This window comes from Streptacidiphilus fuscans, from assembly GCF_015690355.1.
Classification (GTDB): domain Bacteria; phylum Actinomycetota; class Actinomycetes; order Streptomycetales; family Streptomycetaceae; genus Streptacidiphilus; species Streptacidiphilus fuscans.
On record NZ_JADPRT010000004.1, the window covers coordinates 328,672 to 342,423 of the forward strand.

Consider the following 13,752-nt stretch of genomic DNA (forward strand, 5'->3'; position numbering starts at 1 on the left):
CACCGGCCGCCGCCCCTTCCTGGTTCGGTTGCTGGTTCAGTTCGTCGCTCAGCGCCTGCCGTCCAACTCCACGGCGAGCAGCGGGAGCATCCGGCCCGGGATCGATCCGGAGGGCGACTCGCCGATCCGTACCGCGCCGCGCGACAGGTAGAACGCCTCGGCGTGCGGATCCGCGTCGATGGTGAGCCGGGAGAAGCCCGCGGCGCGGGCGACCGCGCAGGCCTGGGCGAAGAGCAGCCCGCCGACGCCCTGCCCGATCGCCGACGGGTCGACGTACAGCAGGTCCAGCGCTCCCTCGGGCGGCTCGCCCTCGCCCAATGCGGCGATCCCGACGGCGTGCCCGCCGCGCTCGGCCACCATGACATGACGACGGGTCAGATCATCGGCGCTGAGCGTCAGTTCGTCGCGGCAGGCGTCGATGAAGGCCGCGTCGTAGCCCCAGTGTGCCTTGGAGCGGAGCACCATCTCCGTCAACTCCGCGGCCTCCTCCGGCCGAGGAGCACGGATCGCCAACCCGTCGGCCCCGTGCGGCTGCTTCACCACGGCATCGGCTCGACCCAGCGCAGGTGGCCGTCCACGACGGCCAGCGTGCGCCGCTCGCCGTCCGGGCCACGGAGGTTGAGCGCCGCGCCGAACCGGTCCGAGGAGCGGGGCAGTGCGGGATCCGGCGCGTCCTCCAGGGAGAGCCACCACAGCGGACCGTCCGCGCCGAGCGACTCGATCCCGGCGTCGAAGGCGTCCAGATGGTGCGCCGGGACGTGCATCCGGGTGCCCGAGTGGTAGACCACGCGCGGCTCGCCGGCCGGAAGGGACGCGGCCAGCTCCGGCAGGACCACGGCGGCGTCACCGGCCCGGATCGGCGGCGCGTCGGCGGCGATCAGCTCGGACGCGGCGCTGAACAGACGGCGCTGGTCGTGGTTCTCCGGCCAGATCAGCGCCTCCAGCCAGCGCCGGTCCTCCACGTCGCGGATGTCGATCGGGTTGAGGTCCACGCCGAGGACGCTGGCCACCTTGGGCAGCGTGTCCAGGTCCGGCAGCGGGCCGTCGCCGAGCAGCTCGGCCGCGAGCTGGACCGGCGAGTCCGGGTTGCCGAAGCGCTGGGCGCCCACGGTGTAGCCGTAGCGGTCGTAGCCGAGGTTGAGACCCGCGCTCGCGCCGACCTCGATCAGGTGGACCGGGGTGCCGTCGGTCTCGGGCAGCAGCGTGGCCAGGCCGTAGCGCAGCGCCAGCGAGCGCTGCACCTGGTTGGTCTGCACGAGCCGGGAGCTGATCAGCGAGGTCAGCTCCCACTCGTACGCGGCGCAGAACGACCGCAGCGCGGCGCCGGCCGCCTGGCCCTCGGCGGGCGCCGGGTCGGCGACGCGGGACGGGAAGAAGGCCGCGAGCGGATGGTCGACCCCGGACAGCAGCACGTGGTGCACCGCACCGAAGAAGAGGAACGTCGGGTACTGACCGGCGCGCCCGCGCGCGGCCAGGTCCAACAGGGCGTCGTCCTCGGCGACGACGCGTGCGAGCGAGCGGTAGAGCGGGGAGGTGGTGAACTCCCTGGCGTCCGCGAAGGCGTTACGGATGGACGCCCGCGGGTCGTTCGCGATCTTGTCCGTCATGGGCCGACGGTAGCCCACGGGCGACGCGGGGCGCAGCAGGTTACGGCAACGCTCGGGCCAACGGTCAGGCAAGGCTCAGGAAGAGCTTCTCCAGCTCCTCCTCGCTCATCGGCGAGGCCTCGCCGTTCGTCTCGGCGTCGGCCAGGCACTGGCGCATCCCGCTGGCGATGATCTTGAATCCGGCCCGGTCCAGCGCGCGGGACACGGCGGCCAACTGGGTCACCACGTCCTTGCAGTCGCGACCGGCTTCGATCATCGCGATCACCCCGGCCAGCTGGCCCTGGGCGCGCCGCAGCCGGTTCAGGACCGGGACGGCCGCGGATTCTTCGACCTGCATGGCGTGCTCCTCGGTGTGGCGCGGGGCGGACGGGGCTGACGTGGGGCGGATGTGAGGGGGAATGGTCGGTCGGGGTCCCATGATACCCCCGTGGGTATGGTGACGTCCGCCACCTCGGGGCCTGTCGGCGGCTTCCGCTGTACCCCAGGGGGTATTGTGGGGAGCATGAGCTACGACCGCACCGTCCGCATGGACACCGACTTCCCCGCCGCCGTCGCGGCCGTCCGCGACGCGCTCGCCGCCCAGGGCTTCGGCGTGCTGACCGAGATCGACGTCGCCGCGACCATGAAGGCCAAGCTGGGCGAGGAGATGGAGGACTACCTCATCCTCGGCGCCTGCAACCCGCCGCTGGCGCACCGCGCGCTCGCCGCCGACCGGAACATCGGTCTGCTGCTGCCGTGCAACGTCGTGGTCCGCACCGAGGGCGACCACGTCCTGGTCCAGGCTGTCGACCCCGGCCTGATGGTCACCGTCTCCGGCGTGGACGCGCTGCGCGAGGTCGCCGACGAGGCCACCGCCCGTCTCGACGCGGCGCTCGCCGCGCTGGTCGCCTGACGGGGCGGGGAGCGTCACCATGTGTCAGCGCGTCACCTGCCGCGACTGCGGCAAGTACACCTACTCCGGTTGCGGTCGCCACGTCGAGCAGGTCCTCTCTGGTGTCCCGGCCTCGCGCCGCTGCTCCTGCCCGCCGAAGCCCAAGCGCGGCTGGCGCCTCTTCGGGCGCGGCTGAACCACTGAGTCGAGTGTGCGGCCGCGCAGGCCTCACGCGTCCCGGCGGAGCAGCAGCAGGGCCAGGTCGTCGCGCTGCGTGGCGGCCGTGTCCCGGGGGCGGACCAGGCGGTCCGCCAGGCTCTCCCAGCCGGTCCGCGCGGGCGGGCGTCCGCCCTCCGCGAGGGCGGCCAGGAGCCGGTCGACCGACTCGTCGTAGGACTCCTCGCGGTCCTCGATCAGGCCGTCGGTGTAGAGCAACAGCCCCTCACCGACGCCCAGTCGGTGCTCGGCCAGCGGATACTCGGCCGCCGGGTCGACGCCCAGCGGCGGACCCCCAGGAAGGTCCAACTCCCGTGCCGCGCCGGAGGATTCGAGTCGGACCGGCAGCGGGTGACCGGCACGCGCGGCCGACAGTCGCCCGGTTGCGGGTTCCAAGGTCAGGTAGCAGCAGGTCGCGAAGAGGTCGGTGTCCAGGTCCGAGAGGAGTCGGCTGGTGCGGGCCAGCGTCCCGGCCGGGTCGTGGCCCTCGCGGGCGAACGCGCGCAGGGCGATCCGGAGTTGGCCCATCACGGCCGAGGCGCGGGCGCTGTGGCCCTGCACGTCGCCGATGACCAGCCCGACCCGGTCCCCGTCCAGCTCCAGCACCTCGTACCAGTCGCCGCCGACCTCCATCCCGGCCGTACCGGGCCGGTAGCGCACGGCCACGGTGTGGTGCGGGACGTGCGGGACGCGGCGCGGCAGCATCGCGCGTTGCAGCTCGGTGGCGCGCTGGTGCTCGGCGTCGTAGAGCAGGGCACGGCCGAGCGCGTGCGCGATGATGCCGCTGAGGGCGGTGAACAGGGAGCGCTGCGCCTCGTCGAACCGGCGAGCGCCGGGATAGCCGAAGAGGCAACTGCCGTGCCGCTGGTCGGAGGAGGCGAGCGGCAGCACCGCCCAGGTCCGCACGACGGGCCGGCGGCCGGGTGGCGGGGGAGCCGAGATGCCCTCGACGAAGACGGGTTTCTCCTGCACCAGCGCCCGCCGCATGGCGGCCGCCGCGGCCGGACGCAGCGGATGCAGCTCCTCGGGGAGCGGCTCGTGCAGCGTGACGGTGCCGATCTCGTGCGGGTCGCCGGTCGGCGTCAGCGAGACAAGCAGCGTCTCGGCGCCGAGGGACGGGCGGGCCATGTCGGTGAGCACCTGCATCACGTCGTCGGCCGTGGTCGCCCTCGACAGGGCGCGGGTGATGGTGAGCAGGAAGGCGTCCGAGGAGTCGGCGTACGGTCCGTAGCCGTGGCCGTAGCCCGACGTGGCGTCGAGGGCTGCGGTCGGCACCTCCGGGTAGCCCGGATCGGGGCCGTCGGAACTGCGGTCCAGCAGCAGGCCGAGGACGCGTTCGGGCCGTCCGTCGGCGTCGAGCAGTACCTCGCCGCGCTCCTCGATCCGGCGTATCCGCCCGTCGGGATGGACGATCCGGTAGTGGTTGCGGTAACGGCCGCCGCGCTCAAGCGCCTTGGCGGTGGCCGCCGCCAACCGGGCCGCGTCGGCGGCGTGGAGGGCGTCGAAGAAGGCGTCCGCGCGCCCGTCGAACTCCTCGGGGGCGACGCCGACCAGCGAGCAGACGAAGTCGTCCCAGTGGACCGCGCCGGAGGCGACGTCCCACGCGAACAGCCCTGCGCGGGCAGCGTCGAGGGCCTCGGGGAAGGTCACGGTCGGAGGCTCGGGGAACGTCGTACGAGCGGGCGTGGACGACGTCGTGTCCGCCGCAGCCGTGCTCGGCGATGGTCCCTCGTCCACGTTTTCGTCCCCGCTCCTGCGCCGGTCCGGCCCGGCGATCCACGCCGGGAAACCGGGGAGCCGGGGCACCGTCGATTGTCAGCACGATTATGACGACTGTGCCCCGGCCCGCAATGCGGCGCGCCGTTCGACCGGGCCGCGTGGGCCCGGTCGACATCGGATCAGTATGCGTTCAGCGTCGGTCGGTGCCGGCTCAGACGCGGTCGGCGGCGATCAGCAGATACTGGAAGCTGCCGTCCTTGTAGGCGTTCAGGAAGCTCTTCTCGATCCCGGTCACCAGGTGCGACTTGGCGCGCAGCTCCCAGTAGGGGATGGTTGCCGCGGTCAGGTCGATCACGCTGACCGGGACCAGGCGGTTGGCGGCCATCTCCTTGAAGTACGTGCTGCGCGGGTGGATGTCGCAGATGTAGTGCGCGTTGATCTCACTGACCGCGCGCGAGGGCAGCCCGTAGGTGTCGTTGTAGCAGCCGGTGATCGTGACGTACCGACCGCCGCGCCGGAGTTGCCGTGCGTGCTCGGCGAAGAGCAGGCCCAGCTCGACGTACATGGTGCTCTCGTTGTTCCAACTCGCGTCGAAGGCACCGGACTCGAAGCCGGTGTCCAGCATGTTCCGCAGGTGGAACCGGACCTTGTCGGAGACCCCGCGCAACTGCGCCTGCTCGTTGGCGAAGTCGACCTGGGTACGGGAGATCGACACGCCGTCCACCTGGCAGCCGAACCGGGCGTTGGCCACCATGCTGCCGCCGCCGCGACCGCAACCGGCGTCCAGCAGACGGCTGTCGGCCGTGATCGGCCCGAGCCGGTCGGCGAGCAGCTGCGCCTGCGCGGACTCCAGCCGGTGCAGCTCCTGCACGATCCGTTCTTCTCGGGTCGCCTCCGGGCCTTCCAGCACGGACCAGTCGGGCTCACCGATGCCGTAGTGGTGGTGGTAGAAGCCGTCGACCTCGCCGAGGCGCAGGTTGACCGGGTTGCGCTCGGCGTTCCAGTAGTCGGCGACGGAGTCCTGGTAGGGGCTGGTCCGGTCGGCGTAGGACTGGCCGTGCATGGACTGGCCCGGGATGGCGGACTTCTCGCTGAGGATCACTGATGTACTCCGGTTCTCTGATGTTCTCTGATGCTGTGCGGGTTTTTCGCACGATGAGCAGGGTGAGCACGATGAGCAGGGTGAGACCGCTCGGCCGCGCGCCACGGCCGGGCGTTGAGAGTTCAGCTGGGATCAGTGAAGTGACGAGCCGTCACCGATGGCTCAAGCAGCGGCTTCCGCGTCCTCAGAGGAGGGCGTGCCGTGGTAACGGGCGCTGGTGGCGTGCCACTCGTGGCTGCCGCCCATCCAGGCCCAGACACCGGTGAGGAAGCGCTTGAGCTCCGGCGATCCGGCCGCGCTCAGCACGGCGGACTCCGCCTCGATGGTGTGCATGATCTCGTCGTGGATGGCCGCCGCCCGGTCGACCGCCTCCTGGAGCGAGCAACCCTCCTCGGCGGCGATCAGGTTGGGCAGGTTGGTGTCGGAGGGGTCCTCCTTGGCCATCGAGTACAGGTCGTTGAGCAGGACGTTGGCAACCCCCGCGTAGAGGTACGTCCGGCGCACCCGATGGTCGGCGAACTCGTGGATCGGCAGCTCGTAGCCGCCGACCGGGTCGATCAGCACCATGCACGGGAAGAAGGCGTTCTCGTAGCGGTGCAGCAGGTACTCCCAGACGGCGGGACGCCGCCCGGAGGTACGCCACTCGGCCTCCTGGCCGTAGCCGACGAACATGACCGCCAACTCGTGCCGCAGCCGCGCCACCTGGGTCGGGTTGGCGATCGAGGACAGCCCGGCCAGCGCCGAGCGGAACGCGCGCAGCACCGGCTCCTGCCGCACCACGTCCTCGAACTGCACCCCGTACGCGCCCGGCAGCCGGACCGGGTCGACCACGGCGTGGGCCAACGCAATGCGCGGGCCGATCAGTTCGGGGCGGGCGTCGTCGCCCTCGTCCACCCAGTGGTCGTCCACCGCCCACTCCGACAGCCCGCAGCGGGCCGCGGCGAGCAGCCGGTCGGGGTCGTCGGTGTCGGGGTGGGCGAGCATGAAGAGACGGCCGAAGTTGTGCGACCGCAGCCGCTCCAACCGTCCCTTGAACAGGCCCACCTGCTCGGCCCAGGCGACCAGCCGGTCGTTGACCAGGTCGCCGAGCGCCCGGTCGTCCCGGCTCGCCTTCGGGCAGTAGAGCGGCGGAACGGTGACACTGCCCATCCGGACCGGTTTGCCCTCGCCGGGCGCCACTGCCGGTGCGGGCAGACCGGGCGCGGGAGCCGCGTCCGACGTGTCGGACGTGTCGGAGGCGTCGGACGCTTCGGTCGACGTGGGCGGCGGGCGGAAGAGTCGGATCGCCGTGGTTCCGGGCCCCTCAGGGCCGGAGAGCAGGCGGTTCAGTACGTCGGCGTCGAGGCGCAGCATGGTTCCCTCGCTTCTGGCTTCCCGCGCCTGCTAGGAGCGCGGCGCGGCGACGTCGACGTTCTCCAGGATGCCGATCGCGTCCGGGACCAGCACGGCCACCGAGTAGTAGGCGCTGACCAGGTAGGACAGGATCGCCTTCTCGTCGATGCCCATGAACCGCACGTTGAGGCTCGGGTCGACCTCGTCCGGCAGGCCGGTCTGGTGCAGGCCGATGACGCCCTGGTTGTCCTCGCCGACACGCATGGCCAGGATCGAGCTGCTGTGGCCCTCGACCGGGATCTTGCCGCACGGCAGCAGCGGCACGCCGCGCCAGGCGGGGACCTGGTGGCCGCGTCGGGTCACCGTGTCCGGGTAGATGCCGCGCTTGTTGCACTCGCGGAAGAAGGCGGCGATCGCCTTCGGGTGCGCCAGGAAGAACTCGGTGTTGCGGCGCATGCTCAGCAGCTCGTCCAGGTCGTCCGGGGTGGGCGGACCGGACCAGGTGTTGATCCGCTGGTCGTACGCGGTGTTGTGGAGCAGACCGAAGTCGCGGTTGTTGAGCAGCTCCCACTCCTCGCGCTCGCGGATCTCCTCGATCGTGAGCTTGAGCTGCTGCTCCGTCTGGTTCATCGGGCTGTTGTAGAGGTCGGCGACGCGGCTGTGGATCCGCAGCACCGTCTGAGTGACGCTCAGCTCGTACTCGCGCGGCTCGAGTTCGTAGTCGGCGAAGGTGCCCGGCAGGAGGTGCTCGCCCTCGTGGCCGGCGCTGAGCTCGATCTGCGCCTCGCCGGACCGGTTGGTGGCCCGTTGCGAGTCGGAGACGAACCCGTCGATGTGGGAGGCCAGTTGGGGCGCGCGGTCGAAGAGGTCCTGCACCCCCGACCACGGCAGCACCATGACCGTGCCGGACGTGGCCGCCTGGGCGGTGTGCAGCCAGAGCGGGTCGCTGGTCAGCACCGCCTCGTCGCCGAGGTGGTCGCCGTCGGCGACGGTGCCCAGCACGTTGGTGCTGCCGTACTTGCCGGTGCTCAGCTGGTTGATCCGGCCGTGGGCGACGATGAAGACCTCTTCGATCGGCGTCCCCTCCTCCACCAGGACCTCTCCGGCGCGGAACTCGCGCGGCCGGAACCGGGAGGCGAGCTCGGCCAGCACCGCGTCGTCCGTGAAGTCCCGCAGCGCGGGGATCTCGCGCAGCGTCTCCGGGATGATCCGGACGTCGTCCGCGCCGTTCTGCACGAAGCCGACGCGACCGCGCCCGACCGCCAGGGTCAGTCGGCGGTTCACCCGGTAGGTGCCGCCCTTGACGTCGACCCAGGGCAGCGACCGCAGCAGCCACCGGGAGCTGATGCCCTGCATCTGCGGGGTCGACTTGGTGGTGGTGGCGAGATTGCGCGCGGCCTTGGTACTGAGGCTCTGCTGGTCGGAAGCGCTGCCGTTGACGCCGGCCGAGCTCTCCGGGGCCTCGATGGACATGGTGGATTCCTCCTCTGGGGCGCGTGGGTGCGCACGGATTCCAGTAAGCGGGACCGGGGGGTGGCGTGGGGGGTGGTTCCGGGGCCGGGCATGTTGAAAGTTGGCGGGCGTTGAACGCGGTGCGATTCGAATGCCCTGTGCGGCAGGGGAGTTGAGAGTGCGGCCGAGGTGGTGTCAGAACGCGTGTCCGAGTCTGCGCGTCAGTACGCCAGGGCCGCCCGGGACGAGCGCGACATCAACGGCTCGCTGCGGGCCAGCACGGTCCGTCCGGCGACGCTGGTGCGGAAAGGGCGCAGCCGCCCGCGCAACGATCGCAGTGCACGGTCGACGCGGCCGGAGTGGAGCAGCGGGTAGTCGTCGAGGAAGTCGTGCCAGGAGGCGCACGCCTGTTCCAGGTTGCCCGCCTCCAGCAGCAGCGTGCCCAGTCGGTCGGTGGTCACGGCGCGGGTGCGGCGCTCACCGGGAGGGCGTTGTTGCAGCGACCGGCGCAGCGCGCCGATGGCGGCCCGGACGTCGCCCAACGCGGCGAAGACGTGCGCCTGGTGACTCTCGTGGGCCGCCTCGTGGTAGCCGCTCCCGTCCGCGTCCTCGGCGCTCTCGGCCTGGGAGAGCAGATCGGAGGAGCGGGCCAGGGAGTCCAGCGCGCGCCGCTGGTCACCCCGTCCGGCTGCGGCGACGGCCAGTTGGCCCATCACGGCGGCGGCGCGGGCGGGAGGCAGTCGCGGCGCGTGCACGGCGGCTGCCTCGGCCAGCTCCAACGCCTGCGGCCGATGGCCGAGATGATGCGCCTGCATGCTCAACGCCCGTAACGCGGCGGCCTGTCCGCACGCGTCGTCCGCCTCGGCGGCAAGTCGGGCGGCGGTGCGGTAGTAGGCCTGCGCGGTGCCCTGGTGTTCCACGTCGTAGCACATGAACCCGGCGAGCGAGGCGAGTTGGGAGGCGACGACGAGCAGGTCGCGTCGCACCTTCGGCGCGGCGGGGCTTTCCAGCCACTCCGCCACGCTGCAGCGCAGGTAGCCGGTCAGCGCGCTGCGGGAGTGGCCGCCGCCGAAGGAGGTGTCCACGGCGGCGAAGGAGCGCAGCATCGCCTGCGCCGAGCGGACATGGGCGGCCTCGACCCGACGGGCGGGCGGCGCGTCGGCCGGGTTGTACGGCCGTGTGTGCACCGGGTCCGCCTCGAACTCGCGCTGGTACGGCAGGGCCCGGGACCGGTCGAGCGCGGTGAGCGTCGCCGCCTGGCTGAACGTATCTGCGGGGGCTCGCGCGTGGTCCGGCGTGGTCCCGGGAGCGCCGGGCGTTCCGGGGACGCCGAGGGCTCCGGTCGCTCCGGGCGCTCCGGCCGCGGGGGAGTCCGGCGGCGCGAAGCCGGTGTCGGCGAGGGTGACGCGGCGGCCCAGGCCACGGGCGAGCGCCTCGGCGACGAGGGCGGCGACGACCGTCGGGGGTCTGGTCCCGGCCATCCAGTGCGCGACGGAGGTGCGGTCGTAGCGCAGCTCGACCCCGCTCTCCGCTCCGGCCCGGTTCACCGCCCTGGCCAGCTCGGCGCCGGTCCAGCCGGCCTCCTGGGCGAGTGCTCGCAGACGGACGTTGGCTTCGCGTCGCGCCATGGCCGTGCGGTCCTCCATCGTTCGGTGTCCGGCGTCCGACAATCGGACGCCCGCTTAGGTCATGGACCGCGCAGCGCCCGCCGATGCGCGCCTGCGTCGGCGCACGGTTGCATGGCCCGGCGCACTGGCATATGCGCGTGCTGCACATGACAACAAGATTTGTGGAACATGAGGGTTTATCAGAACGTATCGATGGACCTGGGGTGATGTGCTGTTCCGAGGCAGAAGCGGAATCTGATCAAGATCGCATGATGCGGTCGGAAGGTGATCGAGTGAGGTCGTCTTTCGATCGTCCGGGGTGGCGCGCACACTGTCCGCCCGCATGGCCCATCCGGCGCGCGTAACGGTGCCACGTCGGTGAAGCTGGCCTGGCCGCGCACAGGTTTGCCGCGTACGGCTGCCGCGTACAAGAGGACAAGGGGACCCAGGAGGCCGGGATGGCGTATCAGACGTGGTCGAGCCCGCCGCCGTTGCCGAACGCCGAGGCCGTGCCGGAGCTGGACGTTCCCGAGCCGGGAGCGCAGCGCCGCTGGACCGTGCTGCTGCGCTGGCTGCTGCTGATCCCGCAGTGGATCGTGCTTACGATCCTCGGCATCCTCGGCTTTCTGGCCGTCGTGGTCGGCTGGTTCGCGGCCCTCGTCCTGGGGCGGCTGCCAGGACCGATCCACAGCTATCTGGCTGGGCTGCTCGTCTACCAGACCCGGGTCCAGTCCTACGCGATGCTGCTGGTCGACCGGTATCCGCCGTTCGCCTTCGACGCGCCCGAGCACCCGGTCCAGGTGGAGCTCCGTCCGGCCACCTCGCTCAACCGGCTGGCCGTGTTCTTCCGACTCCTCCTGATGATCCCCGCCGGGATCGTCCAGGGCCTGGTGACCCAGGGCTGGTACGTCGTCGGGTTCTTCCTCTGGCTGATCACCCTGGTCCTCGGCCGGCTGCCGCGTCCGGCCTTCGAGGCGACCGCTGCGACCGTCCGGTTCTCACTGCGGTTCCAGGCCTACGCGTCGATGCTCACCCCGGCCTATCCCAAGCGCCTCTTCGGCGACGACTCGCTGACCCTGACCGAACGCCGCTCGGCGTCCCGGCCACTGCTGCTGTCCGGGGGAGGGAGGGCGCTGGTCGTCCTCTTCCTGCTGCTGGGCCTGCTCGGCAGCGTCTCGACCTCCTACGAGAACAGCAACGGCAACAACACGACCACCGTCGACCAGCCCAGCTCCGCCGCCGGACGCTGACGTCCACCCGTCGACCGGCCGCTCGTCCGTCGGACCGGGTATGGCAAGGTCATGGGCATGAGCCTGCGCCGTTTCACCGACGAACTGTGGTCGGACATCGAGCCGATCTACGCCGAGATCCTGGAGCACCCCTTCCTCCGCGGCCTGACCGACGGGAGCCTGCCGCGGACCGCCTTCCGGCACTTCGTCGAGCAGGACTCCCTCTACCTGCGCGACTACGCGCGGGCCCTGGCCCTCTGCGGCGCCCGCGCCCCGGAGACGGAGTCGGTGCAGGCGTTCCTGAGCGACGCCGCCGGTGCGATCGCCGCCGAGCAGGAGATGCTGGCCGGGTTCGGCGAGGAGCTGGGCGAGGAGCCGCTCAGCCAGGAGGTGCTGCCGACCACGCGCGCCTACACGAGCTACCTGCTGGCCGCCGCCTACGGGGGCAGCTACGCCGAGGCCGTGGCGGCGGTGCTGCCCTGCTACTGGATCTACGCCCGGGTCGGGGAGCAGCTGCTCGCCAAGTCGTCCCCGGACCCGCTCTACGCCCGCTGGATCGCCGTCTACGGCGACGAGTCGTTCCAGGAGATCGTCCGCCGGGTGGTCGCACTCACCGACGAGCTGGCCGAGCAGGTCTCCCCGGCGGAGCGGCAGCGGATGCGGGAACGCTTCACCGTCGCGTCGCGCTACGAGTGGATGTTCTGGAACGCGGCCTGGATCGGGGAGCGTTGGCCGGTCTGACCGAGCAGGACGCAGCGGAGCAGGACGCTCTGGAGCAGGACGCGCCGGAGCAGGACGCACCGGCCCGCGTACCCGCCCGGACTGCTGTGCCGTCCCGGCCGTCCCGGGCGCCCGGGCCGCGCCGGATCGCCGGGCCGCTGGTGCTCGTCGGGGCGCTTGCGGCTGTCGCCGTCGCCGTCGCGGTGCTCGGCGGCGAGCGCCTGCTCTCCGGAGCCGACCCCTTCGCCGGGATGCCCGCACCCGTGGCCGCGGCGGCGTTCGTCGCGCTCTACGCCGCCGCGACGGTCGCGTTCGTGCCCAAGCCGCTGCTCAACCTGGCCGCCGGGGCGTGGTTCGGGCTGGCCGAAGGGCTGGGGTTGGCCGTCGTCGCGACCTCCCTCGGCGCGCTGGCGTCCTTCACGCTCGCCCGCCGGCTCGGCCGCGAGGCGCTGCGCCCCTGGCTACGTGCCCGCGCCTGGCGCGCGCTGGACCGGGAGTTGACCGGTCACGGGTTCCGGTCCGTGCTGACGATGCGTCTGATCCCGGTGCTGCCCTTCGCCGTCGTCAACTGCGCGACGGCGCTGGGCGGAACGCGCATCCGGCCGTTCGCCGCCGCGACCGCCGTCGGCGTGCTGCCGGGAACGGCCGTGCTGGTCCTGGCCGGTGCGACCGCCTCCGCGCCCAGCCCGCTCGGCACCTGGCTCTCGCTGGCGGCCCTGGCCGCCCTCGGCGCCGCGACGCTGGCTCCGCGTCTGAGACGTGGTCGGGAAGGCCGTCGCCTGCGTCAGAACGCGGTTCTGCGCCAGAGCGCGGAACGCGGTTGACGAAAACGCAGTTCCGCTGGTCAACTGTCCGATATGAGGACCGGGCAGCGCTTGGTGATCCGGGGCCACATCGACTTCGGTCGGGTGTGGTCCGCGGCGTGTCGCGCCTGACGCCCGACCTCTGATTCCCGCCCGTCCCCGCCTCCCGCGCGGACCCGGCTGCCGTCCTGCCGCCTCGCCGACGCGCGTGCGCGCAGGCACCCGTGCCCGCCCGACCGCGCCCGCGGATCGCGTCACCCTCTTCGTACCTCCGCTTGGTACCTGCCGAACGACCTGAGGAGTCCCATGTCCACGGCCCAGGACGACTGGAAGCACTGGATCGACCAGCGCGTCATCACCGCCCGCGCGCCGCACGGCCCCCTCGCGCTCACCGGGACGCACTGGCTGCGCGACCTCGGCCCGGGCGTCCCCGGCGTGCCCGGCCGTTGGGAGCTCGACGCCGAGGGCGGCTGCGTCACCCTCACCGCCGCGCGCCACGACGGCCTGGCGGTCGACGACGAACCGCTGGACCGCACCGTGCGGCTCTGCCCGGACACGGCGGCCAAGCCCTCCCGAATCACCTACGGCGGACGGCGGTTGCTGCTGATCCTGCGCGAGGGCGAGTACGCGGTCCGTGTCTACGACCCGGCAGCCCCGGCGCGTGCGGCGTTCGCGGGGATCGCCGCGCACCCCTACGACGCGGCGTGGACGCTCCCGGCGCGGTTCACGGCGTACCCGGACCCGCAGGTCGTCCAGGTCGACAACGCGGACGGCCGCCCGCGCGGCCTGGCCCTGGCGGGTGAGGTCGCCTTCGAGCTGGACGGCAGCCCGCTCCGTCTCGCCGTCGGCCGGGCGGACAGCGGCGCGCTGCACGCGGTCTTCGCCGACGCGGACGAACAGAACTACCGCTTCCGCTTCGTCGACCTCCCCGCCCCGGCGGAGGATGGGAGCACGGTCCTCGACCTCAACCGTGCCTACCTCCCGCCCTGTGCCTTCTCGGACCACTTCCTCTGTCCCTTCCCGCCGTCCGGCAACCGGCTCACGGTCGCCGTCGCTGCGGGGGAGAGCCGGGTGCTCCGGCACTGAGCGACCTT

Annotated in this window: 14 protein-coding genes; 6 read left to right on the forward strand and 8 right to left on the reverse strand. The window is 72.1% G+C overall.

Going from position 1 to position 13,752, the window contains the following annotated elements; all coding sequences use genetic code 11:
* Nucleotides 1-48: 48 nt before the first annotated feature.
* From I2501_RS12115 to I2501_RS12125, 3 genes are all read right to left on the reverse strand, one after another.
* Nucleotides 49-465 (reverse strand): GNAT family N-acetyltransferase, encoded by a 417-nt coding sequence (locus I2501_RS12115; protein ID WP_196194144.1) that lies wholly within the window; start codon nucleotides 463-465, stop codon nucleotides 49-51.
* 71 nt (nucleotides 466-536) lie between these two features.
* Nucleotides 537-1,607 carry a DUF2332 domain-containing protein gene (locus I2501_RS12120; RefSeq protein ID WP_196193919.1) on the reverse strand — a complete coding sequence of 357 codons (1,071 nt, stop codon included), beginning with the start codon at nucleotides 1,605-1,607 and terminating at the stop codon, nucleotides 537-539.
* A 64-nt stretch (nucleotides 1,608-1,671) separates the two neighbouring features.
* Entirely contained in the window at nucleotides 1,672-1,944 is a 273-nt protein-coding gene (locus tag I2501_RS12125) for a metal-sensitive transcriptional regulator (protein ID WP_196193920.1), read from the reverse strand.
* Nucleotides 1,945-2,109: 165 nt separating this feature from the next.
* On the opposite strand from I2501_RS12125, the gene I2501_RS12130 reads away from it, so the two are divergent.
* Complete coding sequence (locus I2501_RS12130; RefSeq protein ID WP_196193921.1) at nucleotides 2,110-2,499, forward strand: DUF302 domain-containing protein; 390 nt, start codon at nucleotides 2,110-2,112, stop codon at nucleotides 2,497-2,499.
* A gap of 19 nt (nucleotides 2,500-2,518) precedes the next feature.
* On the forward strand, nucleotides 2,519-2,674 hold the full coding sequence (locus I2501_RS12135; RefSeq protein WP_196193922.1) for a hypothetical protein: 156 nt from the start codon (nucleotides 2,519-2,521) through the stop codon (nucleotides 2,672-2,674).
* A 32-nt stretch (nucleotides 2,675-2,706) separates the two neighbouring features.
* Here I2501_RS12135 and I2501_RS40570 read toward each other — a convergent pair whose 3' ends face one another.
* From I2501_RS40570 to I2501_RS12160, 5 genes are all read right to left on the reverse strand, one after another.
* Nucleotides 2,707-4,431: a SpoIIE family protein phosphatase gene (locus I2501_RS40570; protein ID WP_196193923.1), complete on the reverse strand. Its 1,725-nt coding sequence runs from the start codon at nucleotides 4,429-4,431 to the stop codon at nucleotides 2,707-2,709.
* A 193-nt stretch (nucleotides 4,432-4,624) separates the two neighbouring features.
* Nucleotides 4,625-5,476, reverse strand: coding sequence for a geranyl diphosphate 2-C-methyltransferase (locus I2501_RS12145; RefSeq protein WP_196194145.1), 852 nt, complete (start codon nucleotides 5,474-5,476; stop codon nucleotides 4,625-4,627).
* 201 nt (nucleotides 5,477-5,677) lie between these two features.
* The gene (locus I2501_RS12150) at nucleotides 5,678-6,868 is read right to left on the reverse strand and encodes a family 2 encapsulin nanocompartment cargo protein terpene cyclase (protein WP_196193924.1); all 1,191 of its coding nucleotides are present in this window, start codon (nucleotides 6,866-6,868) and stop codon (nucleotides 5,678-5,680) included.
* A 30-nt stretch (nucleotides 6,869-6,898) separates the two neighbouring features.
* Entirely contained in the window at nucleotides 6,899-8,320 is a 1,422-nt protein-coding gene (locus I2501_RS12155; protein ID WP_196193925.1) for a family 2B encapsulin nanocompartment shell protein, read from the reverse strand.
* 200 nt (nucleotides 8,321-8,520) lie between these two features.
* Nucleotides 8,521-9,927, reverse strand: a complete 1,407-nt coding sequence (locus I2501_RS12160; protein WP_196193926.1) for a hypothetical protein — start codon at nucleotides 9,925-9,927, stop codon at nucleotides 8,521-8,523.
* 437 nt (nucleotides 9,928-10,364) lie between these two features.
* Between I2501_RS12160 and I2501_RS12165 the strand changes: the two genes are divergently transcribed.
* The 4 genes from I2501_RS12165 (at nucleotide 10,365) to I2501_RS12180 (ending at nucleotide 13,744) form a co-directional block, all read left to right on the forward strand.
* Nucleotides 10,365-11,156, forward strand: a complete 792-nt coding sequence (locus I2501_RS12165; protein ID WP_196193927.1) for a DUF4389 domain-containing protein — start codon at nucleotides 10,365-10,367, stop codon at nucleotides 11,154-11,156.
* A 57-nt stretch (nucleotides 11,157-11,213) separates the two neighbouring features.
* A complete protein-coding gene (gene tenA, locus I2501_RS12170) occupies nucleotides 11,214-11,876 on the forward strand; it encodes a thiaminase II (RefSeq protein ID WP_196193928.1) in 663 nt (220 codons plus the stop codon).
* A complete protein-coding gene (locus tag I2501_RS12175) occupies nucleotides 11,864-12,679 on the forward strand; it encodes a TVP38/TMEM64 family protein (protein WP_196193929.1) in 816 nt (271 codons plus the stop codon). Before tenA ends, I2501_RS12175 begins: the two co-directional genes overlap by 13 nt.
* A 285-nt stretch (nucleotides 12,680-12,964) precedes the next feature.
* Nucleotides 12,965-13,744: a DUF1684 domain-containing protein gene (locus I2501_RS12180; protein ID WP_196193930.1), complete on the forward strand. Its 780-nt coding sequence runs from the start codon at nucleotides 12,965-12,967 to the stop codon at nucleotides 13,742-13,744.
* Nucleotides 13,745-13,752: the final 8 nt, after the last annotated feature.